Below are 24,805 nucleotides of genomic sequence, written 5' to 3' on the forward strand. Positions count from 1 at the left end.
TCCTTTCCTAACAGAAGGGTAAAGCTGAGATAACCGTATCGCAACCTGCGTGTGCTATGCTTGGTGTGTTGAACAGGAGTCAACCGCCAACCGCAACTTATCAGCACACATACCGTGATTACCCTTACCAAAACCACGATCAGCAAGCCGGCAGCGATATGCCTCGCTGTCCTGTTCCTTTTCTCAAGCGAAATCCGGGCCCAGGATTCCACCGCCCAAGCTCAATCCATCGTAAATGGCGCACAGGCCGCTGTCCAGACCGGCAAGATCACCGGCAGGGTGGTGGACGCCGAGACCGGCGAAACCATCATAAGCGCCAACGTCGGTATAGTGGGCACTACCCGCGGCGACGCGACGGACATCAACGGGAGATACACCATTTCCGGACTGCAGCCGGGCATCTATGCCCTGCAGGTCTCCTACGTGACCCACACCCGCAAGACCATTACGGGCATCAAGGTAAACGACGGCGAAGTGACCACGGTCAACGTGGCCTTGCAGCAGCAGACCTACGGGCTGGATGAGATCACCGTCACCGCCGAGGTAAACAGCAGCAGCGATGCCGGGCTGCTCTCCCTGCAGAAAAAGGCCACCGCCGTGCAGGACGGGATCTCCTCGGAGATGCTCTCCAAGACGGGTGACGGCGACGTCTCCGAAGCTATGAAGCGCGTGACGGGCGTAACCATTCAGAATGGGCAGGACGTCTTTGTGCGCGGGCTGGGCAACCGCTACAGCAACGTGCAGCTCAACGGCGCGCAGGTGCCCTCCACCAATCCCAATAAAAAGGAGGCGCCCCTCGATCTTTTCGGCAGCGGACTCATTGATAACATTGTCGTCCAGAAGACCTACACGCCTGACCAGAGCGCTGAGTTTTCGGGCGGTTCGGTGCAGATCACCACGCGGGAGTTCCCTGATGCGCGCAGCCTCACCTTCGGCTATTCAACCAGCTACAATACCGTCTCCGCCTTCGACCATATGCTCTCGGGTCCCGGCAGCTCCACCGACTTCCTGGGATTCGACAGCGGCAAGCGCAGCCTGCCCTCCATTTTGAATAATCAGCGGGTGAGCGACGACATCGCCCCGCAGGTGGCCGAAGCCCTGCACGACGAGTGGAACCTCAGCAACAGCCGCCACGCCGTGCCCTCGCAGAGTTTCAGCGTGGACTACGCCAACCAGTTCAACGAAGACGCCCTCCCCATAGGAATGGTGAGCAACCTCAGCTACAAATACAACCGGGATATGCGGCCGGACCAGACTTCGCGCTTCATCCAGTTTTTCAACGAACTGGGACCCAACTACCGCACAAACTACCAGGTGAACGAGGGACGCGAGGAGGCCGACCTCAGCGCCATGCTGAACCTTTTCATGAAGCCATCCCCGCTGACCAAGATCGGGCTGAAGACCCTCTACTCGAACTCCACCACCAAGAGCAGCAAGGTGATCGAGGGACCCTATCAGAACGGGGTGAACCGGCTGACCGTCTCGGAATTCGACCGCCGCAACATCTTCTCCACCGCCCTGGAGGTGGACACCTACTTTGACGACTTTCTCTCCTCGCGTCTGACGGGAAGCCTCAGTTACAGCCGCGCCCTGCGCGTTCGTCCCGACCGGCGCACGACCCGCTACAACCTGACCGGCCAGACGTACCGTTTCCGCGCCTATGGCGACTACAACGGGCACTTCTTTTCCGATCAGGAGGATCACAACTACGCCGGGGAGCTGAAGTACCGCTTCGATCCGGCCGATTTTGTAGAGGTTTCGATGGGCCTGAGTGCCACCGTCAAGGACCGCCGATTCACCGCCCGCCGCTTTGCCTATCGTGACAACGTGGCGCCATTTATAACCGACATGTCCACCCTATCGCCGGGCGAGGTGCTCGACGACGCCAACGTGGGCAGCGGCGTGCTGGAACTGGTCGAATTCACCCAGTTCGGTGTGAAACAGTCTGACTGGTATGACGGTTTCCAGACCATCTTCGCAGGTTTTGCAAGCACCGGCTGGAACCCTGTTGACCGTCTGAGCCTGGAGATTGGGGCACGGGTGGAACAATCCGTGCAGACCATCGAGGTGCCCGAGTCGCTGGGCGGCGATTACGTGGAGGCTGCCGAGGTGGCCAACACCGATTTCCTTCCGGCCATCAACGCCACATGGGAACTGTCCGCCGAAACCAATCTGCGCGCGGCCTATTCGCGTACCCTGGCGCGGCCGGAATTCCGCGAGATTGCCAATTTTAATTTTGCTGACTTCTTCGGCGGTCAGAGGGTCTACGGCAACCCCGATCTCAAGCGGACTCGCATCACCAACTACGATTTGCGCCTGGAGACCTACCCGAAGGCGGGTGAGATGTTTGCCGTCAGCGTCTTTTACAAGCAGTTCAAAAACCCCATCGAGATTTTCTATCGCCTGACCGACGCCAACGAGGTGTTCTATGACAACGCCCCGGAAGCTGATCTCTACGGCATCGAGCTGGAAGGCCGTAAAAACGTGACGGAACGGCTGCAGCTGGTGGGCAATTTCTCCTGGATTTTTTCCGAGTCGCGCATGAATCCCGAAGCCGCCAGCCGCGTGCCCAACCTGAAGCGTCCCATGGTGGGGCAGTCGCCCTTCGTGATAAACGCCTCGGCCTTCTACACCATCCCGAGATGGAATATGGACCTGTCGCTCAGCTACAACACCTTCGGCGAACGCATCGTCACCGTAGGCAAGAGGGAACAGCAGTACGACGAGTACGAGCAGCCCTTCCACAGCCTGGGCGCGCGGGTGGATTACCGCCTGGGACGCGTGGGACTCAGCCTGGAGGCGGGCAACCTGCTGAACGACGACACGGTCTACCGTCAGGGACCGGCCACCACCTTTAGCTACAGCCCAGGCATGACCTTCAAGCTGGGAGCCAGGCTCTCGCTGTAGCCGCAGGCTTAATGCTTTCTGAACAACGAAACGCACCAAACAACACCAACCACTCATAAATAACATCTACATTTACCATGAAATCTACCTTCACCAAGCTACTTGCCATTCTGCTGCTGCCGTCGATGCTCCTCCTCGCGGGCTGCTCCGACGATGACGACCCCACCGTCGACCCCCCCGACGAGGGAGCGGAGATTCCCGCTCTTTACGAGGACCTTCCCGGTGAACCCATCGCCGAAGACGAAACCTGGTCCAACGACACCACCCTCACCGGTCCCCGCTACGTGCTGCCCGGCGTGACCCTAACGGTCGAGGAGGGTGTCACCGTCACCTTTACCTACCACAATAATGTGAACGCCAACGTGGGCACCATCATCACCCTGCCCGGCGACGACGATAACTTTAGGGAAGACCGTCCAAGCGGTCGACTGGTGGCGGAAGGTACGGCGAACAATCCCATCGTCTTTACCTCCGATCGCAAGCAGGTGGCCAGCTGGGGCGGCATCATCCTGGCCGGCGAGGCGAGCAACAACGTGCCCGGAGGCTTCGGCGAGATCGAGGGACTCGGCCAGGGCGTGCAGTACGGCGTCGACCTGAACGACGGCGAAACCTTCAGGGACGGCGACGACAGCGGAACGCTCAGCTACGTACGCATCGAGTATTCGGGGTACAGCATCTCCGACGGCTCCGAGCTGCAGGCGCTCACCCTCTACTCGGTGGGCAGCGGCACCCAGGTTGACCACATCAGCCTCTTCCAGACCGTCGACGACGGCGTGGAGCTCTTCGGGGGCACGGTGGACATCAAATACCTGGTGGCCGTGGGGGCCGCCGACGACAGCTTTGACTACGACCAGGGCTGGACCGGACGCGGACAGTTCTGGCTGGGCGTGCAGACGACCCCCTCCAACCGTGGATTCGAAAACGACGGCTGCGACGACCAGGCCGACTGCGACGGGGGCAACGGCGCCACCGCTCCGCAGATCTACAACGTGACCATCTACGGCAACGGCCAGGACAACGGGGAGAACACCTACGGACTCTACCTGCGCGAGAGCATCGAAGGAGAGTACAAGAACATCGTCATCGCCAACTTCCAGAAAGCCACCGGCTATCCCATCTACGTGGACGAGGGCGACGGAACCGACGGGAATGTGGGACAGACCCTATCGTTCGGGGGCAACATCAGTTGGAACAATGCCGACGACGGCACCGGGCTCCCTTACTACAACCAGCTGGGAATCGAGCAGGTGAATCCGCAGTTTGTGGATCCCGCCGGCTTCGACTTCTCCCTGCAGGCCGGCTCGCCCGCCCTTGGGGGCGCCGCCGACATCCCCAACGACGGTTTCTTTGACCAGGTGACCTATCGCGGTGCCTTCGGTACCGATAACTGGGCCGACGCCACCTGGGTACGCTTTCAATAAGGCTGACTCCTACATACGTCTCACATGTAATGTGTGAGGTGTGCTGATCACAGGGGGCCTTCCGTTGATTCGGGAGGCCCTCTTTTTTTGGCTTTTGGCCTTTGGTGCCGCCTGTGATACCGCATGGGTCCGGAAGGGTATGCCTCCCAATAGGTCTCAAAAAGGTACCTCGAAATTTGTGAAAAATTCTCACCACAGGTATGTTCCTATGGCTATTGCTGCTTTTAAAGGCGGTTGGCTCCGCGCGACCGTGTGAAAAAATCACAAAAATGGGGAGTCGATTTCGGAGCGATGGGGGACATCCCCGGGCGGCTTCAATAGACGACCTCCCCAGGCGACCTCCCCAGACGGCCTTTCCAGGCGCCCCCAGGGCGATAAACGAAAGCTTCACGGACCGCCTGAGGTACCGGCCGTGCAGGAACCAATAGGGGCCAGGCCGTGTTATTCCGTGCGGACCGCATAACCAAACACAGAGAATCCCCGCCGTGGTATTTGTTACACGCAAAGCCCATTTCAATGCCGCCCACCGGCTTCACAACCCCTCCAAGTCGGACGCTTGGAACCGGAAGACCTACGGCAAGTGCAACCACGAGCACTGGCATGGGCACAACTACGTGCTGGAGGTGACCGTGGCCGGCACCCCCGACCGGGAGACCGGATATGTCATCGATCTGGCGGTCCTCAAAGGGATACTCAGAGAGCGCGTGGTGGACAAATGCGACCACAAAAACCTCAACATGGATGTCGATTTCCTGGAGGATGTGATTCCCTCCACCGAAAACATGGTTAAAGCCATCTACGAGGAACTGCGAGAACCTGTCGCGCGTGCCAGCTCCGCCGACGGTTTCCTCTACAAGGTGCACCTGCAGGAAACCGAACGAAATTCGGCCTATTATTGTCCCTTCCTTTTGAAAAAGGAATTTCCCACGTAACTTTAAACGTTGCAGCAGAACGATCCTGACCGCATGATTACGAGCACGCTCAAGAGATACTACGATCCCACCTTCACCGTCTCGGAGGAGTACAAGGAGAGTCTGCCGGACCTGCAGAACGGCCCCGCCTCGCTCATCGAGGGGGCCAACGTCCCCATACAGCAGGTGGGCATCTCCAATTTCCGACTGCCCCTGAAATATCCCCGCCCGGACGGCGAGCTTGTCAGCCTGGAGACTTCCGTGGACGGCTATGTCGGCCTGGGCGCCGGCAAGAAGGGCATCAATATGAGCCGCATCATCCGCACCTTCTACGAATTCCGCGACGAGGTATTTCACCCCGACAAGCTGGAGCGGGTGCTGCATCGCTACCGCGAGGAGCTCGATAGCCAAAGCGCCTACCTGCGTCTGGGTTTCAGCTACCCGGTACTGCAGCAGAGCCTGCGCTCCGACCTGGAGGGCTACCAGTACTACGACGTTAAGATGGAGGGGACCCTGGACGCGGAGGGCAACTTCCGCAAGTTCCTGCACTTCGATTTTGAATACTCCAGCGCCTGCCCCTGCTCCTTCGAGCTTTCCGAGCACGCCCGCGACAACCGCGACGTGGCCGCCATTCCCCACAGCCAGCGCAGCGTTGCCAGCCTGACGGTGGAGCTGGAGGAGGAACTCTTCGTGGAAGAGCTGGTGGCGCTCTGCCGCGACGCGCTGATGACCGAGACCCAGGTGATGGTCAAGCGCGAGGACGAGCAGGCCTTTGCCGAGATGAACGCCGCCTACCAGAAATTTGTGGAGGACGCCGCCCGGCTGCTCTACGAGGCGCTGAACGAAGAGGAGGGGATACGCGACTTCGTGGTGCGCTGCGTGCACATGGAGAGCCTGCACAGCCACGACGCGGTCAGCCGCATCTGCAAGGGCCTGCCCAACGGCCTTCGGTAGAGGGTCCTCAGGGGTCCTTATTGCTTCGTCCCCGTATGCAATAGCGCTTGTACATGTTGAGATAAATACGTACTGTCTAGACAGTCTAGACATAATAAACGACCCATGAAAACACACAGCTGGCAGGTACAGGAAGCAAAAAACAGGTTCAGTGAACTTGTAAGGAAAGCAAGCGAAGAGGGTCCCCAGACCATAACCAAGCATGGAAAAGAGAGCGCTGTGGTACTTTCTATGGAAGACTACAAACGATTAAAGGACCCGAATGAAGACCTCGTTACTTTTTTCGGTACATCACCGCTCAGGGAATATTCCGATGAGCTGGACCTGAAGCGCGATCCATCCGAAGGGCGCGACGTGGAACTGTGAGTTATCTTATCGATACCTGCTGCATTTCCGAGCTCATCAAGCCCCGTCCTGATGCAGGAGTCCGGGACTGGTTCGCCGCGCAGGACGAATTCGACCTCTACCTGAGTGTGATTACCTTCGGTGAATTGCGCTTCGGCATCGACCGGTTGCCGGAATCGGCCCGCAAGGAAGAACTGAGGAGGTGGGTGGCCGGCGAGCTTGAAAAGAGATTCCAGAACCGAATCCTTCCTATTTCGAAACAGACTGCAGAGTGTTGGGGCTCCCTGCGCGCATCCCTGGAAAACGCCATAACTACCCGCCTGTACGCAGCGCCTGACTGACCAGCCGCTCCTGCTCGGCCTGGTGGATCTTCATATGTCCTGCGGCCGGGGAGGCGGAAGCCTTCCGTCCCACATAGCGCAGCTCCTGCCCCTCAGCCAGCCTGGCCTGCAGGCGGGGGAAGAGGAAAGTCCACGCTCCCATGTTTTTGGGCTCCTCCTGGCACCAGACCACGTCACTCACACCGGAGTAGCTCTCCAGCCAGGCGCTCACGTCGCGGTCGGGAAAGGGATAAAACTGCTCCAGGCGTGCGAGGGCGACGTTTTCGATCTCGTTCTCCTCGCGGTGTTTGATCAGGTCGTAGTAGACCTTGCCGGAGCAGAGGACGAGTCGCTCGGCCTTTTCCGGCCCCACCTTGGGATCGCCGATGAAGGGACGGTAGCCGTCGCCGGCCAGGTCGTCGGTGGCTGAGGTGGCCATGGGATGGCGCAGCAGGCTCTTCGGCGACATGATGATCAGCGGCTTCTTGTTTTCCTGCAGGGCCTGCTTGCGCAGGATGTGGAAATACTGGGCAGGCGTGGTCAGGTTCACCACCTGCATGTTGTCTTCGGCGCAGAGCTGCAGGTAGCGCTCCAGTCGCGCAGAAGAGTGTTCGGGGCCTTGTCCCTCGTAGCCGTGCGGGAGGGTCATCACCAGGGCCGACTTCTGCCCCCATTTGGCCTCGCTGGCCGAAATGAACTGGTCGATAGGCACCTGGGCGCCGTTGGCGAAGTCGCCGAACTGGGCCTCCCAGATCACCAGCGCTTCCAGCTTCGCGGCGCTGTAGCCGAACTCGAAACCCACGCAGGCAAACTCGCTGAGCAGGCTGTTGTAGGGATAGAAGGGAGCCTGGTCGTCCGACAGGTTGTTCAGAGGAATAAATTTCTGATCGGTCTCCGTACCGTGCAGGATGGCGTGGCGGTGGGAGAAGGTGCCCCGCTCGGCATCCTGGCCGGTAAGGCGCACCGTGGTGCCGCTCTTCAGAAGCGAGCCGAAGGCCAGCGCCTCGGCGAAGCCCCAATCGATCTTCTTTTCGTTCTTGTCAACGATTTCCGCCCGCTTGGCCAGCTGCTTGAGCAGTTTGGGGTTGGCGTCGAAATCCTTGGGCACCGTGTTCAGTTTTACGGCGATATCCTTGAGATCCTCCTCCGGGCAGGTGGTGTCGGGGTAGTCCGGCCACTCGGACTGCGTCATCTCGTGGCGGTTCATCATCTGCTCGGAGACCTCCAGGGGCGAGGCGTTCTTGGCATCCTCGAAGGCCTCCTGCAACAGCTGGTCGAACTCCTCGAAGATCCCCTCGGTCTGCTCCTCGGTCAGTTCGCCTTTGCGCAGCAGCTGACGCGTGTAGATGTCGCGTACGGTGGGATGGTTATCAATCTCCTTGTACATGCCCGGCTGGGTGAAGGCGGGTTCGTCGCCCTCGTTGTGGCCGTGCTTGCGGAAGCAGGTCAGGTCGATGACCACGTCCTTGCCGAATTTCTGGCGGTATTCGAAGGCCATCTGGATGGCGTGCACCGCCTCTTCGGGGCTGTCGCCGTTGACGTGGAAGATGGGGGCCAGGATCATCTTGGCCAGGTCGGAGGCGTACTGCGTGGAGCGTCCGTCCCTGGGGAGCGTGGTGAAGCCGATCTGGTTGTTGATGATGATGTGCACGGTGCCCCCGGTCTGGTAGGCGTCCAGCTGCGACATGTTGAGGGTCTCGGCCACCACGCCCTGCCCGCTGAAGGCGGCGTCGCCGTGGATGAGCACCGGCAGGATGCGGTTGCGGGCGTTGCCGCCCTCCAGGTGGTCCTGCGTGGCGCGCGCAGAGCCCTCCACTACGGGATTCACCGATTCGAGGTGACTGGGATTGGGCAGCAGCTCGATCTCCACGCGTTTGTCAGAGCCGGTGCGGTGTTCCCCGCGGGCGCCAAGGTGGTATTTTACGTCCCCGGAACCCTGGATGCTGTCAGGGTCCAGGTTGCCCTCGAAGTCGGCGAAGACCTTCCGGTAGGGCTTGTTCATGATGTTCACCAGGATGTTCAGGCGTCCCCGGTGGGCCATGCCCATGTAGATTTTTTCCACGGCGGCGTCTCCGGCGTTCTCCAGCAGAAAATGCATCATGGGGATGAGGGTGTCGGCCCCCTCCAGGGAGAAGCGCTTGTGCCCTATGTACTTTTTATGCAGGAACTGCTCAAAGGCCTTGGCCTGGTTCAGCTTGTGCACGATCTGCTCCTTGTCGTCCTTGTCAAGGTCCGGCTTGTTGGCGGTGGACTCCATGCGTTCGCGCAGCCACTTGCGTTCTTCCAGGTCGAGCAGGTGCATAAACTCCGCACCGATCTTTCCGCAGTAGGTGTCGCGCAGCAGCTTGATGATGGTGCGCAGGGGCGCCTTCTCGTAGCCTCCCAGTCCCCCGCAGTAGAACTCACGGTCCATGTCCCACAGCGTGAGCCCGTAGTACTCCAGTTCCAGCTCGGGATTGTGGCCCGGCTCGTCGCTCAGCGGGTCGAGGTCGGCCAGCACGTGACCCCGCGTGCGGTACATATTGATGAGGCGCATTACGGCAATGGCGCGTTTGTTCTGTTCCAGGGAAGCGCTCCCGCCGTCCAGCTGTCCCACGTAGGTGTCCTCGCCGTAGGGGAGGGGATCGTAGGGAATCTCCAGGTCGGAGAAGATCTGGTCGTAAAAGTTCTCCTCGCCGTTGAGCAGGCTGTGGATTTTCTTGAGGAAGGAGCCCGATTCGGCACCCTGGATGACGCGGTGGTCGTAGGTGGAGGTGACCGTCATCACCTTGCTGATGCCCAGCTTGTTGAGCACCTCCTGCGACATGGACTGGTACTCGGCGGGGTAGTCGATGGCCCCGGTGGCGATAATGGTGCCCTGGTTCTTCATCAGGCGCGGCACCGACTGCACGGTGCCGATCATGCCCGGGTTGGTGAGGGTGAGGGTGGTGCCCTGGAAGTCCTCCAGCTGCAGATTGCCCGAGCGGGCCTTCTCCACCAGGTCGGCGTAGGCGTGGAGGAACTCCCTGAAATTCATGGTGTCCACGCCCTTGATGTTGGGTACCAGCAGGTTGCGTGAGCCGTCCTTGTTCTGCACGTCGATGGCCAGCCCCAGGTTTACCTGCTTCGGCACTGCGCGGTAGGGGGTCCCGTCTTTCCAGAGGAAGGAGTTGTTCATGTTGGGAAACTCCTCCAGGGCCTGCACGATGGCCCAGGCGATGAAGTGCGTAAAAGAGGCCTTGGGCTCGCCGCGCTGCAGCAGGTGGCTGTTGATGATGTCGCGGTCCTCGATGAGCATCTTCATGGGGAGCACGCGCACCGAGGTGGCCGTCGGCATCTCCAGGCTCTCGTCCATGTTTTCGGCGATCTTGGAACCTATGCCCTTGATCTTCTCCAGGGTGGCCCCGGAGGGCAGGTCCTCCTCACTTCCGTCACGCTGCGTGCGGACGGCATCGGGGGAGGGTGCGGGCTTGGCGGGCGCCGGGGCCTGTGGGGCTGCGGCGGTTCGATCGGCAGCCGCCGCCTTGTCATCGTCGCCGTTCCGGGCGGCCTCTGCCAGCTCGCGGGCGGAGCTGTCTCCCTCAATTTCATCGAAGTACCGCTGCCAATGGCCGGGTACAGAGGAGGGATCTTCCCGGTACTGGTTGTACAGTTCTTCGACGAGTGCGGAGTTGGGACCGAAAACTGCTTCGAGGGACTTCAAAATCGCTTGGCCTTGGGTCTGTGGTATGGGTGGATGTTCTGCGGCGGAACGTTTAATATGATATGTTTTAAAGGATGCCGCCGGGGGAGTCGTTCAATCTCAAAGTTAACCATTGTAAGGGTAAAATACGATTCCGCCCAGGAGATAATTTATGCTTATACTTGGCTCTGCGTTGAGGGGAACAAGGTATGCAGGAAGATTATTTAAGGTAACAGGATGAGTGAAAAGGGCCTCTATTTTCAGATGGTAAACAGCGACAACGACGCCGCGCGCGGCAGCGGGGAGGAGGGGTCAGGCCGGACCGGCGCCGAGCAGGTGGTATGGGACCTCTCTACCTTCTACGGCGGGCCTTCCGACCCGCAGCTCGAGGCCGACCGCAAAGCGGTTTTGGAGGCGGCAGATTCCTTTGCGGGGCGCTACCGCGGCGAGGTGGGCGGGCTGGACGCCGACGCCTTCCACACCATGCTCCAGCGCTACGAGGAGCTGCTGGACGACCTCGGGTGCATCGGCTCCTACGCGCACCTGCTCTGGACCACCGATACCACCCGCTCCGAATACGGCAAGCTCCTGCAGCAGGCCCGAGAGCTCTCCTCGGAAGTGCACCAAAAGCTGGTCTTCCTGGATGTGGAGTGGCTGCAGGTGCCCGACGAACGTGCCCGTGAGCTGATGGAGAGCGAGGAGCTGGCCGGCTACCGCCACTGGATGGAGTCCTCCCGCCGCTACAAGGAGCACACCCTCAGCGAGAAGGAGGAGAAAATTCTCTCGGCCAAGGCGGTCACCGGACGAAGCGCCTGGAACCGTTATTTTGACGAGACTCTGGGGGCCGCCCGCTTCGAGCTGGACGGGAAGGAGCTCAGCGAACAGGAGGTGCTGAGCAAGCTGCACGAGCCCGACCGGGAGCTTCGGCGCCGTGCTCACGCCTCCCTCACCGAGATCTTCGGCGAGCTGAGCCGCACCCTTACTTTCGTTTTCAACACCCTGCTGGCCGACAAGCACACCAACGACCGGCTACGCGGCTACGACACCTGGATCTCCTCCCGCAACCTGGCTAACGAGATAGACGACGAAACGGTGGAGACCCTTGTCGGAACCGTTACGGAGAGCTACCCGCTGGTGCAGCGCTACTACCGGCTAAAGCGGGAGCTGCTGGGCTACGACACCCTCTACGACTACGATCGCTACGCCCCGCTGCTGGAAACCCGCCGCGAGGTAGACTGGGAGGAGGCCCGCGGCATGGTGCTCGACGCCTACACCGGTTTTCACCCCGAAATGGGACGCATCGCCGGCACTTTTTTCGAAGAGGAGTGGATCCACGCGGCCATGCAGCCGGGCAAGAGGGGAGGGGCCTATTCTGCCGGCACCGTTCCCTCGGCTCATCCCTACGTGTTTATGAACTACGACGGCAAGCTGCGTGACGTGCAGACCCTGGCCCATGAGCTGGGACACGGGGTGCACCAGTACCTGGCGCGCCGGCAGGGCGTGCTGCAGGCGGGCACGCCGCTGACCACCGCCGAGACCGCCTCGGTTTTCGGTGAGATGCTGGTTTTCCAGAAGCTGATGCGCACCCTGGAGGAGCCGCGCGATAAGCTGGCGCTGCTGCTGGGCAAGATCGACGACACCATCGCCACCGTCTACCGGCAGGTGGCCATGAACCGTTTCGAGCACGCCATGCACACCCGCCGCCGTGAGGGCGGGGAGCTGACCGCCGCCGAATTTTCGGAGCTCTGGCGGCAGACCCAGATCGACCTGTACGGCGATTCGGTGACCCTGACAGAGAACTACGACCTCTGGTGGTGCTATATCCCCCACTTCCTGCACACTCCGGGCTACGTCTATGCCTACGCCTTCGGAGAACTGCTGGTGCTGGCCCTCTACGAAGAGTACACGCGCAGTCCGGAGGGCTTCGCCGACACCTACCTGGAGATGCTGAAGGCGGGGGGATCGGACTGGCCCGAGAACATCGTGGGCAGGACGGGACTGGACATAACCAGTCCCGGCTTCTGGGCGCGTGGGGTGAAAGCCGTCGAAGGGCTGGTCGAACAGGCCGAAGAGCTGGCTGAAAGGGTTTAGCTTGCCGAAAGAAGAACGATAATTGGAACAGGAACTACGAAAAAGCTTACGTACCGAAGTATCGACCACATGGACACCTACACGCAGGCACGCCAGAACGAACCATCCAACGCGGAGATCATGGGGGCCCAGCGCCAGGAGAAATCCCTTCGGGAGTTCAAGGAGGTGCTCGAGGATCTGGTCTTCATACTGCGGCGCGCCACCGGCATGCGAACCGTATCCCTATACTGGGTGAACCGCGAGCGGGAACAGTTCGTGCTGGAAACACAGTCTACCGATCTGGAAAACGTGATGTTTCAGGACCGGCTAGCCTTCGGGGACCATTTCCTGGAGCCCTGGCGGGAGATCAAGCAACCCAAGGGGCTGCGCGTGGGGGAGGAGCTGGAGGAGGATCAACTGTCCCATTACTACGGGGAGGTGCCCGTGGAGCACGTCACGCTTCTTCCCTTCCTCAACAACGGGGAGACGGTGGCGCTGACCGTGCTGGAGTCTGCCGACACCCTCTCCGAGGCGAGCGGGGAGGTGGTGCAGGCCTACATCAACGCCCTGCGCAACGTGCTGAACACCTACCTTGAGATCAGCGACCTCTACGAGCGGCAGGAGGAGTGGGTGGATTACGAGGAGCGCATAAAGGTCATCGAGACCAAGGGCCACGCCGCCCGGCTCATCCACGCCGTCATGGACGAAATACAGCAGTTGCTGCACGACGGGGGCGTCTGTTTCGTGGGGAAGGCCATGGGCTCGTGGTGTCACCTGATGAAATCGAACGGCGCCCGCCACGCCCCGCCTCTCGGCATGCCACTGGAGCAGCGCACCCTGGGTTACGACGCCTTGGAGAGCGGGAGCCCGGAGTTCGCCATCCACTTCAACAACAACCCCAAACGCCTCTCCCCGAGAGAGCGTCAGACCGATGGGGCTACCCTGGCTGTGCCCCTGCTCATGGACGACCGCCGGCAGGGTCTGCTGTTGGTCTACGACCGCAATCCGCTCATTTTCAAGGAATCGACCAAACACAAGATCGTCAATCTGGTGCGCCTCGCCGCCCTCAAGCTGGGCGCGCGGAAGGGCACCCCGGATCCCGGACAAAGCATTGTGGCCAACGAATACGGCGGGGTGCTCCCCGATCTCTGGGAGATCGTGGTGGATGGGGAGCTGCAGGCCCTGCGCGGCCGCAACGGCGCATACCACTCCTGGTTCGGTCTGCTCACCCTTTCCAAGCTGTCGGAGTTGCGCACGCGCCTGCGCCTGGAAGAGCTGCAGGTGCTTCAACGCGACCTCATCGCCGCCTGCAACCCCTCGCGATTCGGCTGGCCAGGCTACATCGGCTCGCATGCCGACTACGTATACGCCTTTTTCCTACAGAGCCCCGACGAGGAAGCCTTCCGCCAGTGGATAGCCTCGGTCAAGAAGAAGCTCGACGAGGGACTGGAGCTTAGCAACGGGCAATCGGTGAGCAGCGGCGTTCAGGTGGGTTTTACCTCCCTAAAGGCCGAACAGGAAGATTCCTACGAGGTGCTTACCCACGCCAAGACCGCCCTCTCCCGCGCCGTATCGTCGAAAGACGAAGGGAAGGGGGACTGACGTGGGCAACTGCTATCTTCTGGTTATCGACGGCCTTGGAGTCGGGGCCCAGGAAGACGCTGCAGACTACGGGGACCATAACGCCAATACCCTGGGCCACGTATGCGCGCAAACCGGCTGCCGCCTGCCGAACCTGGGCCGGCTGGGACTGGGCAACATACTGGAGCTCCCCTCCGTGCCGTCCTCTCCCAATCCCCTCTGCGCGTGGGGACGCATGCGCGAGACCTCGCCCGGCAAGGACTCCACCACAGGGCACTGGGAGCTGGCCGGCGTGCGTCTGGAGCGTCCTTTTCCCACCTACCCGGAGGGCTTTCCGGAGGAGGTGATCGAGTCCTTCTGCAGGGTCACCGGACAGTCCGGCGTGCTCTGCAACCGGCCCCGTTCGGGCACCGAAGTCATCGCCGACTACGGAGAGGAGCACCTGCAGGACGGCAGGCCCATCGTCTACACCTCCGCCGACAGCGTCTTCCAGGTGGCCGCGCACACCCATGCGGTTCCATTGGAGGAGCTCTACCGCTGGTGCCGCCTGGCCCGCGAGGAAGTGCTGACCGGCGAGCACGGCGTGGGACGGGTGATCGCGCGGCCTTTCGAGGGCGAGCCCGGAAGCTTCGAGCGCCTCTCGCACGCCCGCCGGGACTATTCGCTCGACCCGCCCGAGCCCAACCTGCTCTCGCTGTTGCAGGAGGCGGGCATAAAGCGCTACTCCATCGGCAAGGTATCGGACCTGTTCGGGGAGCACTACTTTACGCAGTACCGCAAGACGCGCGGCAACGCAGAGGGCCTCTCCCAGCTTCTGAGCCTCATGTCGGCCGCCGAAGACAGTTTCGTCTTTGTGAATCTCATCGACACGGATCAACAGTACGGCCACCGCCTCGACCCGGAGGGCTACGCGGCCTGTCTTCAGGAGCTGGACCGTGCCGTACCGGCCATCTTCAGCAAGCTGAAGGAGGGGGACCTGCTCATCGTGACGGGCGACCACGGCAACGACCCTACCTCCGAGAGCACCGACCACAGCCGCGAATTCGTCCCCCTGCTGGTCTTCCCGGGTCCACCGGCCGATCTCGGCACACGCGAAACCTTCGCCGATGTGGCCTGCAGCGTGGCTGAATTCTTCGGGCTGGAACATTCTTTTCCCGGACATAGTTTTTACTAAGTCTGATAAAGTCTAACAAAGTCTAATAAGTCCAAAAGTCGAAAAGTCGGGGAGTCGGTGGACTTTCTGACTTCTCGACTTTTCGACTTTAAGACTTTATATTAGAGAGATTGAACAGATGTATGCTTATAACATAGGCAGAGGGGAGGCGTTAGCACATACACGCATACCGGCGTCGCCGGGGAAGGCTGTTTCGGGCGCCTCGTTTCCAGGAACTAATTTCAACTAAAACCCAGACAAAAAACGTGGCTAGAAGTTCAGGAATATCTACCCGAGAGTCGGAGTCTCTCGACCGCTACCTGCAGGAGATCGGCAAAGAAAAATTAATTACTCCGGAGGATGAGGTGCGCCTGGCCAAGGAGATCCAGAAAGGAAGCCAGAAAGCACTTGAAGACCTGACCAAGGCCAACCTCCGCTTTGTGGTTTCCGTGGCCAAGCAGTACCAGAACCAGGGGCTTTCGCTGGGTGACCTGATCAACGAAGGCAACCTCGGACTGATCAAGGCGGCCAAGCGATTTGACGAGACCCGCGGTTTTAAATTTATCTCCTATGCGGTCTGGTGGATCCGTCAGTCCATCCTGCAGGCCCTGGCCGAACAGAGCCGTATCGTCCGCCTCCCCCTGAATCGGGTGGGTGCGCTGAACAAGATCGGCAAGGAGCTCTCCAAGCTGGAGCAGGAGTATGAACGGGTGCCCTCCGCTGCCGAGCTGGCCGAAAGTCTCGATATGACCGTTTCCGAAGTGGCCGACACCCTGAAGATTTCAGGCCGCCACCTCTCGGTGGACGCCCCATTTGCCCAGGGCGAGGACAACCGGCTGCTGGATGTGCTGGAAAACGAGGAGACCCCCGATCCCGACAACGATCTGATGGGCGAGTCCCTGAAGGTGGAGATTGAGCGGGCCCTTTCCAAGCTGACCAACCGTGAGGCCGAGGTCATCCGCCTCTATTTCGGCATCGGGCGCGAGCATTCGCTCACGCTGGAGGAAATCGGCGAGCGCTTTGACCTGACGCGCGAGCGCGTGCGGCAGATCAAGGAGAAGGCACTGCGCAAGCTGCGCCACCATAACCGAAGCGCCGCACTGAGAGCCTACCTGGGCTAGGTTGCCTGGAGACCCTCTCACGACCTGGATGTGAACGACGGAGGCTTCCCTCTGCTGCAAGGCAGACCGGAAGCCTTTTTTGTTCCGGAACCTTATTGTTTGCATGTTGCGGGGTGAACCCGGTACAGGACCCGCCGGTCCCTGCGCCGGATATATGCTACGCCCGTTTTGTTCGTTAGGATACCTATGAAGAGATTCCTGCTTATACTGCTGCTAGCTTCTTCCGCCCCGGCCGCGGCCCAGCAGCTGCCCTTTCGCTCCTACTCCATCGAAAGGGGGCTGAGCGAATCGGTGGTGAACCGCATGATGCAGGACAGCGAGGGTTACATCTGGATTGCTACAAGCTACGGTTTGAACCGCTTCGACGGCCTCGATTTCACCAACTACTACGAAGAGGACGGCCTGCTCAGCAACGACATCCATGCCCTGTACGAAGACCGCGCCGGCCGGCTATGGATAGGCACCGAAAACGGGGTAAATGTAATGGAGGAGGACTCAATACGCACCCGCTCCGTGCTCAATCCACTGCAGGGCACGACCGTGCGCACCATCTTTCAGGACGAGGCGGGAGGCTACTGGTTTGGCACCGACAGCCATGGGCTATGGCACCTGGATATCTCGGGCACCCTCTCGCAGTACCTGGTGGATAACGGGCTGCCCGACAACAGCGTGCGGGACATCGTTCAGGACGGGGCTGGGAACTACTGGATTGCCACCCGCGGTGGGCTCGCACGGCTGCGGGACGACACCTTTACCAACTTTACGGTGGAGGAGGGCCTGCCGGAGGTACTCCTCCGCGACTTGTATCTGGACAGCGAGGGCGTACTCTGGATCGCCACCCGCGGCGGACTCAGCCAGTACGACGGCAGCGAATTTAGAAACTATACCCAGGATGAGGACAGCCTGGTAAACGACCGCGTGCAGTCTCTCTCCCCTGACGGGGAAGGCGGGTTATGGGTCGGCACGGAAGAGGGGGTCAGCCACATGTCTGGCGGGACGTTCACCAACTATTCGGTGGATCAGGGACTGACCAACAATATTGTCCACGCTACCCTCCTGGACCGGGAGCAAAATATCTGGTTCGGCACCTTCGGCGGAGGCATCACGGCCTTCCTGGGTGACCATATTCGTAACTTTACCGTGGAGAACGGTCTCCCCAACAACGTCATCACCTCCATCACCCAGGACAATCTGGGCGAGCACTGGGTTACCACCTACGGCGGCGGCCTCGCCCACTACGAAGACCAGCGCTTCGTTACCTACAACGAGTTTCACGGGCTTGTCGACAACAAGGTCTATACGGCCGAGCTGTCTGACCAGAACGACCTGCTGATCGGCACGCGCTGGGGTCTGAGCATTTACAACGGCATCGTCTTCTACAACTACGACGAAGACCGTCTTCCTTCACGCAAAATACGAACGATTCACAATCCTTCTCGGGGAGAGGGATTCTGGCTGGGCACCTACGGGGACGGGCTGCTTCACTACGACGACGAGCAATTCCAGTCCTATACCACCGAAGACGGCCTGGCCAACAACACGGTGATGGACATCACCGAGGACAACCGGGGCAGGCTCTGGTTTGCCACCTACGGCGGGGTAAGTATGCTGGAGGAGGGTGGCTACACCAACTATACCCTGGCAGAAGGACTGCCCAACAACGGGGTGATGGACGCGCTGAGGGCAGAAAACGGCGACATGTGGTTCTCCACCCATGAGGGTATCGCACGTATCTCCGACGGGGAAATCATGGCGGTTACGACCGGGGACGGCCTGCCCGACGAGGTCTGTTACTTTATCCTGCAGGACGAGCAGGGATACTTCTGGATTGGCACCAACCGCGGAGTGGTTCGCTTCGACGCGGAGCGCTATTCCGAAGACCAGACCCTGGCCGAGAAACGCAAGGCCTTCAAGCTGATTACCCAGGACCAGGGGCTGGTGGCCAATGAAATGAACGCCAGCGCAGGCTACACGGACGACCGGGGCATGCTTTGGTTTGGTTCGGTGGGGGGACTCACCCGACTCGATCCCTCCGGGGTGCAGATCAACAGCACCCCGCCCAAGGTACATGTGGAGGCCGTATCGGTCTCCGGAGAATCGGTGCGGGGCGTGGATAACCTGCAGATCGGCAGCGACAACCATACTATCAGCTTCCATTTTATCGGGCTCAATTTTACTGCTCCCGAGCAGGTGGTTTACGAGTACCGCATCCGCAACGCCGACAACGTGTGGCGCCGCACCACCCAGCGGCAGGTGCAGCTTTCCACCTACCTGCCGGGCTCCTACGAATTTGAGGTACGCGCTCAGAATGAAGATGGTATATGGAGTGCCGAAACGGCGACGGTATCGTTCACCGTGTTGGCGCCTTTCTGGATGCAGTGGTGGTTTGTCATGCTTGCCGCTCTCGTGTTTGCCGGTGCCTTTTATTTCATCTACCACTACTACCGCACCCGCAAATTGGTGGAGATCGAGCGCATGCGCGTGCGCATTGCCAGCGACCTGCACGACGACGTGGGCAGCGCCCTCACCGAAATCGCCCTGCAGTCGGACTTTCTGCAGACCCTGGACGTACGGGAGGGCCTCAAGGAGTCGCTTCATCAGATTGGCGAACAGAGTCGCAAAATTGTGACCAGCCTGGACGACATCGTCTGGTCTATCGACGCCCGTAACGACACCCTTGGCGACCTTACCGACCGTATGCAGGACTACATCAACAACGTATTGCCTGACCGGGAGGTGCATTATGAATTTGGCGATCTGGACATGGACAAGATCCTGGACGTACCGGTCAAGGAGAATCTCTACCTTATATTCAAAGAGGCCGTCAACAACGTGGCCAAGCATTCCGATGCCGACCGCGTAACCGTACGTCTCGTGAACAAGGGCAGCGGCTCCTTTGATCTGGTGGTTAGGGATAACGGAAGTATTTCCAATCACAAACGCAAAAGCGGCCAGGGTATGCGTAACATGAAAATGCGAGCGAACCGTATAGGAGCTGATATCGAGTTTACCAATACCGAAGGATTTACCGTGCACGTTAGCGGGGAGCAGTCGTAACAGCCGCGTTCCGCCGGACGGGCACGACGCAATCGCGAACTCAAGGACCCCCAATTATGGCTTCTACCGTAGGCATCGTCGAAGACAACAAGAAAATCAGGGACCTGATCCAGCGCTACCTGGACATGCAGGAGGAGCTGGAATGTCCGGTGGCCGTCGATTCGGTCGAAGATATGCTCGACTATCTCGATGAGCACCCCGATCCCGACGTCATTCTTATGGATATACAGCTTCCCGGCATGTCGGGTATCAAGGGCATCAGTATAATCAAGGAGGAACACCCGGAGATTGAGATTATCATGCTCACGGTCTATCACGACTCCCACAAGATCTTCGACTCGCTCTGCGCCGGCGCATCGGGCTATCTGCTCAAACATACCTCCCTGCCGGAGATCAAGGAGTCTATCCTGAATCTGCTGGAGGGCGGCGCTCCCATGTCCCCGCAGATCGCCCGCAAGGTGATCCACCATTTTCAGGACGAGAGTCCCAAAAAAAACGAGGACTCCAAGCTTACCCCGCGCGAGCACGACATTGTCAACGGGCTGGTGGACGGGCTGAGCTATAAGATGATCGCCGACCGTTACGACATCTCCATTGATACGGTGCGTGCCCATATCAGAAACATCTACAAAAAGCTACACGTCAATTCGAAGGCGGAAGTGATCGCTAAATCGCTGAAAGGGGAAATATAGCCCCTGGAGGCCATTTTCGCCTAACATTATCATGTGATTGATGCCAGGGCTTGCGATTAGTAACATTAATAACAGATTCACGTAGTGTTCTTGAAAATAAACCTTGGGGAGGTTCCTATGAAGACGCTTCAGTCGATATTCCTGCTCAGCTTCGTCATTCTGCTGTCGGGCTGCTATACCCAGCTCAAGTACCAGCAGTCCACGGACCGCTACTCTTCTGATACTCCTTCTCACGAGGTTTCCGAAGAGCGGTCACAGGAACGCGCCGCTGAAAAAAGAAGCGATGTACGCCGGGACGATCGCCGCGGCAGCAAGATTGGGTACTATTATATGAGCAGCTACAGTCCCTTTGACACCTGGTACGGCGGCAACTATGGGAATTACTACAGGGCTGGATGGTCCGGATACGGTCACTACGACGAGTGGCGCCACGGGTACGGCCCGTACTACTCGGACTGGAAGTGGCGCAGTTATATGAGCTACCGATTCAAGTCCTACCGGGGCCCATGGTTTTCCTTCGGTATAGGATACGGGAGCTATTACCCCTACCATGACCGCTGGTTTGCTTCCTACCCCTTCCACAGCTGGCGGTACAACCACGGCTATTGGGGAAATACCTACTACAACAATTACTATTTCCTGGACGACGATTTCGCCTGGTATGATGACGACCGTGGCTCGGATGTTCGTTACGGCCTGCGTTCCTTGGGCACCTCCAGGCTGGATGCAGGCGGTGCAATGCGTGGCAACAGCCAGGGTGTTCGCAGCAGCAGCCGGTACGGAAGTGCCGATGCATCTTCAAACACGGGCCGAATCCGCGGCGGCAGTTCGGGCACGACACGCTCTACCGGCAGCGTCAACCGGACACGTTCGGGTGGCAGTTCACGAAGCGGCACTACAGGATCCGGAAGTACTACCCGCAAACGCGGTGGCAATGACGATGGTGTGCAAGTGAACCGTGACAGCGAAATGCAGCGAAGCCGCGATGGCGCAGACGAGGTAATTCGCTATCGTTCGCTTTCCGAAACTTCCAGGAGTACCGATGCGGTATTCTTCCCAACGGTTGATCCCAACCATCGAACGGGTGAGATGAGACGCGTGCAGCGTATGCAGCCCCTGTTCCGAAGCGGGTATGATTTTTCCCGGAACACGGAAGCTTTTCAGGATCGTCTGAGGAGCTACCGCGTGGAAACGGTGCAGCGACCGGAAACCCGTGAGCGAAAGGGATTCCTGCAGCGCCTTGGTGAATTCTTCGAATCCAATCGCAGTTCCTACGAACATATCTGGGACAGCCGAGGTGATCGCGGCGGCTATACCGGAAACCGGGGACGTGACAGTGGTTCTTCCGGAAGCCGCGGTTCGGTTGGACGGGGGTCAGATTCTTCCGGTTCTGACGGCCGGTCACGGTCTTCAGGCGGCAGCCGCTCCCGCGGCTCCGGTGGAGGCGACGACGACGGTTCCAGTCGCAGCCGCGGCGGAAACTGAACCGTTTCACGACCAGGCGACACCATGGAAGCCCTGGTGCAAGGACAGCTTCCATGCCACATGCCACGTCCCACGGGCGCAACCAGCTCCCCCTATTCATCATCACCACCATCAACCATTGACCTGCTATTCGTACGCCCATGAAACGTATCACGTATCTTATATTCATCCTGGCTGCTGTACTAGCCGCGCCCCCGGCTGTTTTTTCCCAGTCGGCCGATGACGTACTACGTTACCAGCTGCAGTACCCCTCCCAGGACGCCATCTCCCTGGTCATGCCGGGTACGGCCTGGGCCAGCGGCTACGGGGCTTACCAGCAAAACCCCGCCTCCATGGCCCTCTTTGATGAGAGCTATCTTTCGTTCAGCCTCGACAGCCGATACGTCAGCGAGGAGGGGCGGTACCTGGGCAGCAGCAATACCCACGACGTGAATGAAACCAACATCGGGGATTTCGGCTTTCTCTACGATTTTCCCGTTTCCCAGGGCGCCCTGGTGGTGGGAGGGGGCTACAGCCAGAGTGCCGATTTCAACCGCGCCCTTGCGGGCGGCGGCTTCAATAACCGTTCAAGCATTACCGATTTCTACAATATTGCCCCGGACGACAGCCTCTTTTTTGCGGCCTTCGACGTCTACGCCATCGATTATGCCACCACCGACAGCTCCTTCGCCAATACCTCCTCCATCTTCCGCATCGGCGTACCCTACAAGGGGGTGGACCAGGATTTTGAGATGCAGGAGAACGGACGTATGGGCGAGTACAGCGCATTTATTGCTACCGAGTTCAAGGAAAACCTGCTGGTGGGCGCCTCTATCGGAATTTTCGAGGGAGGCTACACCTACGAGCGGAACTTCCTGGAGAGCGACCGGCAGGACCTATACAACTATACCTTTATTGACACGGACGGGGACGGGGAGCCGGAGACTGATATCGACCGCATCCTGAGCGAGGACACCATCGACGCCAGCTTTACCGCTTTCAGTGCGAGACTGGGTGCCATCTATCGTATCACACCCCACGTGCAGGTGGGCGTGGGTTACCAGTTTCCCAGCACCCTGAGTTTCGAGGAGGAATACAACACGACCATCCGCACCACCTTTGACAACGGGGTGGTCTTCGAGGACGAAGCACCCGGACGCTTCAACTATAAGATTGTGCGTCCCAACCGCATCAACCTGGGTGTAGGCGCCCAAAACCTGGGACCTGTGAACCTGTCCGCATCCGCCGAATATGTGCCCTACTCGGAGGGCCGCATCGAATTTGACGAGCTGGAGCTGCGCCCCTCCCAGGAGGCTATCAACGACAACGTAGGCAGCAGCCTCTCCGACGTCTGGAACCTGCAGGCGGGTCTGGAATTTGAGGTGGATGAGCGCTTCGTGCCCCGCCTGGGATACGCCCACTATCCCAGTCCCTACAAAGGTACGGCAGCGGTGGACAACACCCGGCAGATCTACAGCGGCGGCTCGGCGCCGTGTGCTGCGGACCGGGATAGCCTTCGACCTGGGCGTGCAGTACGCCACCTGGGAAGACCGAAACAGCCTCTATTACTATGCCCAGGGCACCAGCGGCACCTCCCATGAAATCGTAGCCGGGAGGAGTGACCCGCTCGCATGGGTAGCCGGGGCTGAGGCTTCTCAGCCCTGCGGGCGAGGCCGACGAATATTCCCCAAGCAATACTCCGTAGACCAGAGGAGGTGCCCTGATCGGCATCTCCTCTTTTTTTTAGCCGGCCGCTCATTCGCTGAGTGTCCCGGCGTAGCCGCGCAGGTCCAGGCGCACCCATACGGGGTAGTGGTCCGAGGTGGTCTGCCCGTAGCTCGTAATCCAGGTCTGCGGATCCTTGTAGACCTCGGCGCTGCCCTCCATATACCACTCGAAAAACTCATCGCTCACCGTGATGTGGTCGATCATGTCGGTGTAGGCGGGATTGGTGGTGGAGGAGAGGCCCTGCTCGGAAAGCGTGTCCGTCAGCACATCGAAGGACGCGGGGTCGTTTACAAAATCACGGTAGGGCGAAGGTTCGTCCTGGTGGATGGAGAGGTCTACATCGTCGTTGTAGTCGCCCAACAGCAGGATCCACGCCTCGGGATGCTCGTTTTTGAGGTAACCGTAGAGCGCCTGCGCAGCTCCTCTTCGGCGCTTGTAGTCCTCGGCCCCGTCGCCCGCCTTGGCGTGGATGACCACGGCGAATACCGGTACGCTTTCGCCCTGCCAGCGGTAGTCGAAACGGAACCAGAGGGGATAGCGTCCGTTGACCCAGTTGTCGAAGTCCTGACCCTTCTCCTCACCTATGGCGCCGGAACCCACGAACTCCACGGCGTTGGTATTGTAGACGAAGCCCGTTTTCTGGATCCACGAAATGTGGCCGGCCACGAAGCCTTCGTAGCCCTCGTGCAAGTCGGCCAGGTCCTCGATGGCCTCCCGGCTGTAGACTTCCTGGAAGGCATAGAGGTCGGCTTTCAGGGAATCCATGACCTGCTTGATGTTGCGTGTCTGCAGCTCCTCGTCGGCCGGACCGTTGCCGTTGTCCTCCCCGTAGGCGTGGTCGCCGTACCACTCCAGGTTCCAGGTTACCGCCTCCAGGATGCCGTCGGCCTCCACCGGGGGCGAGTGTGCCAGGTTTGCGCCGTTGCCCGGGGGGTTGTCCCCGTCATCCTCACCCGGGTCGGACCCGGTCACGCCGCCGTCGCAGGAGGCAAAGCCCAGGGTCAGCGCGAGCAGCAGGAGGGGAATAAGGCGGGTGGGCCCGGCCGATGCGCGGGTACTACGCTTCAAGATGTTCGGAAGATGCGGCTTTGGGATTGATGCTCAGGACGGGACAGTCGATGTGGCGCACCACGCTGGCGGTAGTGCTTCCCATCATCAGGTATTTGATGCCGGTGCGCCCGACGGTGGACATCACCACCAGGTCGTGGGGGTTGTTCAGCTCGTAGTCGAGGATGGCCTCGTGGGGCGAACTGGAGGAGACCACCACCTGGGTGGTCAGCCCGTCGCCCACCTCGTGCATCTCCTCTTTGGCAAGCACCTGCAGGCGCTGTTCGCGCAGGGAGATGGTCTTCTCGTCGGGCGCCTCCTCATGCTGGGCGTCGTAGGTAAGAATGTTGCGCCAGCTTCCAGTTCGGCCGGC

The 24,805-nt window shown here is 59.9% G+C and carries 17 protein-coding genes; 14 read left to right on the forward strand and 3 right to left on the reverse strand.

Going from position 1 to position 24,805, the window contains the following annotated elements; translation table 11 throughout:
• Positions 1-114: 114 nt before the first annotated feature.
• The 6 genes from U5K31_03490 to U5K31_03515 all read left to right on the forward strand — a co-directional run bounded on the left by U5K31_03490 (position 115) and on the right by U5K31_03515 (position 6,879).
• On the forward strand, positions 115-2,907 hold the full coding sequence (locus U5K31_03490; GenBank protein ID MDZ7771789.1) for a TonB-dependent receptor: 2,793 nt from the start codon (positions 115-117) through the stop codon (positions 2,905-2,907).
• A 77-nt stretch (positions 2,908-2,984) separates the two neighbouring features.
• Positions 2,985-4,328 carry a hypothetical protein gene (locus tag U5K31_03495; protein MDZ7771790.1) on the forward strand — a complete coding sequence of 448 codons (1,344 nt, stop codon included), beginning with the start codon at positions 2,985-2,987 and terminating at the stop codon, positions 4,326-4,328.
• Positions 4,329-4,813: 485 nt separating this feature from the next.
• On the forward strand, positions 4,814-5,260 hold the full coding sequence (locus U5K31_03500; GenBank protein ID MDZ7771791.1) for a 6-carboxytetrahydropterin synthase: 447 nt from the start codon (positions 4,814-4,816) through the stop codon (positions 5,258-5,260).
• A gap of 33 nt (positions 5,261-5,293) precedes the next feature.
• On the forward strand, positions 5,294-6,193 hold the full coding sequence (folE2, locus tag U5K31_03505; protein ID MDZ7771792.1) for a GTP cyclohydrolase FolE2: 900 nt from the start codon (positions 5,294-5,296) through the stop codon (positions 6,191-6,193).
• Positions 6,194-6,298: 105 nt separating this feature from the next.
• On the forward strand, positions 6,299-6,559 hold the full coding sequence (locus U5K31_03510) for a type II toxin-antitoxin system Phd/YefM family antitoxin (GenBank protein MDZ7771793.1): 261 nt from the start codon (positions 6,299-6,301) through the stop codon (positions 6,557-6,559).
• On the forward strand, positions 6,556-6,879 hold the full coding sequence (locus tag U5K31_03515; GenBank protein MDZ7771794.1) for a PIN domain-containing protein: 324 nt from the start codon (positions 6,556-6,558) through the stop codon (positions 6,877-6,879). Before U5K31_03510 ends, U5K31_03515 begins: the two co-directional genes overlap by 4 nt.
• On the opposite strand, the gene U5K31_03520 is transcribed toward U5K31_03515, so the two are convergent.
• The gene (locus U5K31_03520) at positions 6,851-10,540 is read right to left on the reverse strand and encodes a multifunctional oxoglutarate decarboxylase/oxoglutarate dehydrogenase thiamine pyrophosphate-binding subunit/dihydrolipoyllysine-residue succinyltransferase subunit (protein MDZ7771795.1); all 3,690 of its coding nucleotides are present in this window, start codon (positions 10,538-10,540) and stop codon (positions 6,851-6,853) included. The two genes, U5K31_03515 and U5K31_03520, sit on opposite strands and share 29 nt — an antisense overlap.
• A 216-nt stretch (positions 10,541-10,756) precedes the next feature.
• Between U5K31_03520 and U5K31_03525 the strand changes: the two genes are divergently transcribed.
• The 8 genes from U5K31_03525 to U5K31_03560 all read left to right on the forward strand — a co-directional run bounded on the left by U5K31_03525 (position 10,757) and on the right by U5K31_03560 (position 23,258).
• Entirely contained in the window at positions 10,757-12,610 is a 1,854-nt protein-coding gene (locus U5K31_03525) for a M3 family oligoendopeptidase (GenBank protein MDZ7771796.1), read from the forward strand.
• 69 nt (positions 12,611-12,679) lie between these two features.
• On the forward strand, positions 12,680-14,191 hold the full coding sequence (locus tag U5K31_03530) for a GAF domain-containing protein (protein MDZ7771797.1): 1,512 nt from the start codon (positions 12,680-12,682) through the stop codon (positions 14,189-14,191).
• Position 14,192: 1 nt separating this feature from the next.
• Positions 14,193-15,344, forward strand: coding sequence for a phosphopentomutase (locus U5K31_03535; protein ID MDZ7771798.1), 1,152 nt, complete (start codon positions 14,193-14,195; stop codon positions 15,342-15,344).
• Positions 15,345-15,589: 245 nt separating this feature from the next.
• The gene (locus U5K31_03540) at positions 15,590-16,444 is read left to right on the forward strand and encodes an RNA polymerase sigma factor RpoD/SigA (GenBank protein MDZ7771799.1); all 855 of its coding nucleotides are present in this window, start codon (positions 15,590-15,592) and stop codon (positions 16,442-16,444) included.
• Positions 16,445-16,630: 186 nt separating this feature from the next.
• Positions 16,631-19,501, forward strand: a complete 2,871-nt coding sequence (locus tag U5K31_03545; GenBank protein ID MDZ7771800.1) for a two-component regulator propeller domain-containing protein — start codon at positions 16,631-16,633, stop codon at positions 19,499-19,501.
• A gap of 56 nt (positions 19,502-19,557) precedes the next feature.
• Positions 19,558-20,193, forward strand: a complete 636-nt coding sequence (locus tag U5K31_03550) for a response regulator transcription factor (protein ID MDZ7771801.1) — start codon at positions 19,558-19,560, stop codon at positions 20,191-20,193.
• A 117-nt stretch (positions 20,194-20,310) separates the two neighbouring features.
• On the forward strand, positions 20,311-21,678 hold the full coding sequence (locus tag U5K31_03555) for a hypothetical protein (GenBank protein MDZ7771802.1): 1,368 nt from the start codon (positions 20,311-20,313) through the stop codon (positions 21,676-21,678).
• A gap of 140 nt (positions 21,679-21,818) precedes the next feature.
• Positions 21,819-23,258, forward strand: a complete 1,440-nt coding sequence (locus U5K31_03560) for a hypothetical protein (GenBank protein MDZ7771803.1) — start codon at positions 21,819-21,821, stop codon at positions 23,256-23,258.
• Between the two features lie 154 nt (positions 23,259-23,412).
• Here the strand turns inward: U5K31_03560 and U5K31_03565 are convergent, their stop codons facing one another.
• Complete coding sequence (locus U5K31_03565; protein MDZ7771804.1) at positions 23,413-24,453, reverse strand: hypothetical protein; 1,041 nt, start codon at positions 24,451-24,453, stop codon at positions 23,413-23,415.
• Positions 24,443-24,805 (reverse strand): universal stress protein (locus U5K31_03570; protein ID MDZ7771805.1); only part of this gene is annotated, 363 nt, incomplete at its 5' end. The genes U5K31_03565 and U5K31_03570, both read right to left, overlap by 11 nt.

The sequence above is a fragment of the Balneolaceae bacterium genome (genome assembly GCA_034521445.1).
Classification (GTDB): domain Bacteria; phylum Bacteroidota; class Rhodothermia; order Balneolales; family Balneolaceae; genus JAXHMM01.

Bases quoted from the DNA above. Each gene is read 5' to 3' on its own strand.
- U5K31_03495 (MDZ7771790.1), top strand. From the start codon at position 2,985: ATGAAATCTACCTTCACCAAGCTACTTGCCATTCTGCTGCTGCCGTCG.
- folE2 (MDZ7771792.1), top strand. From the start codon at position 5,294: ATGATTACGAGCACGCTCAAGAGATACTACGATCCCACCTTCACCGTC.
- U5K31_03510 (MDZ7771793.1), top strand. From the start codon at position 6,299: ATGAAAACACACAGCTGGCAGGTACAGGAAGCAAAAAACAGGTTCAGT.
- U5K31_03525 (MDZ7771796.1), top strand. From the start codon at position 10,757: ATGAGTGAAAAGGGCCTCTATTTTCAGATGGTAAACAGCGACAACGAC.
- U5K31_03530 (MDZ7771797.1), top strand. From the start codon at position 12,680: ATGGACACCTACACGCAGGCACGCCAGAACGAACCATCCAACGCGGAG.
- U5K31_03545 (MDZ7771800.1), top strand. From the start codon at position 16,631: ATGAAGAGATTCCTGCTTATACTGCTGCTAGCTTCTTCCGCCCCGGCC.
- U5K31_03550 (MDZ7771801.1), top strand. From the start codon at position 19,558: ATGGCTTCTACCGTAGGCATCGTCGAAGACAACAAGAAAATCAGGGAC.
- U5K31_03555 (MDZ7771802.1), top strand. From the start codon at position 20,311: ATGAAGACGCTTCAGTCGATATTCCTGCTCAGCTTCGTCATTCTGCTG.
- U5K31_03560 (MDZ7771803.1), top strand. From the start codon at position 21,819: ATGAAACGTATCACGTATCTTATATTCATCCTGGCTGCTGTACTAGCC.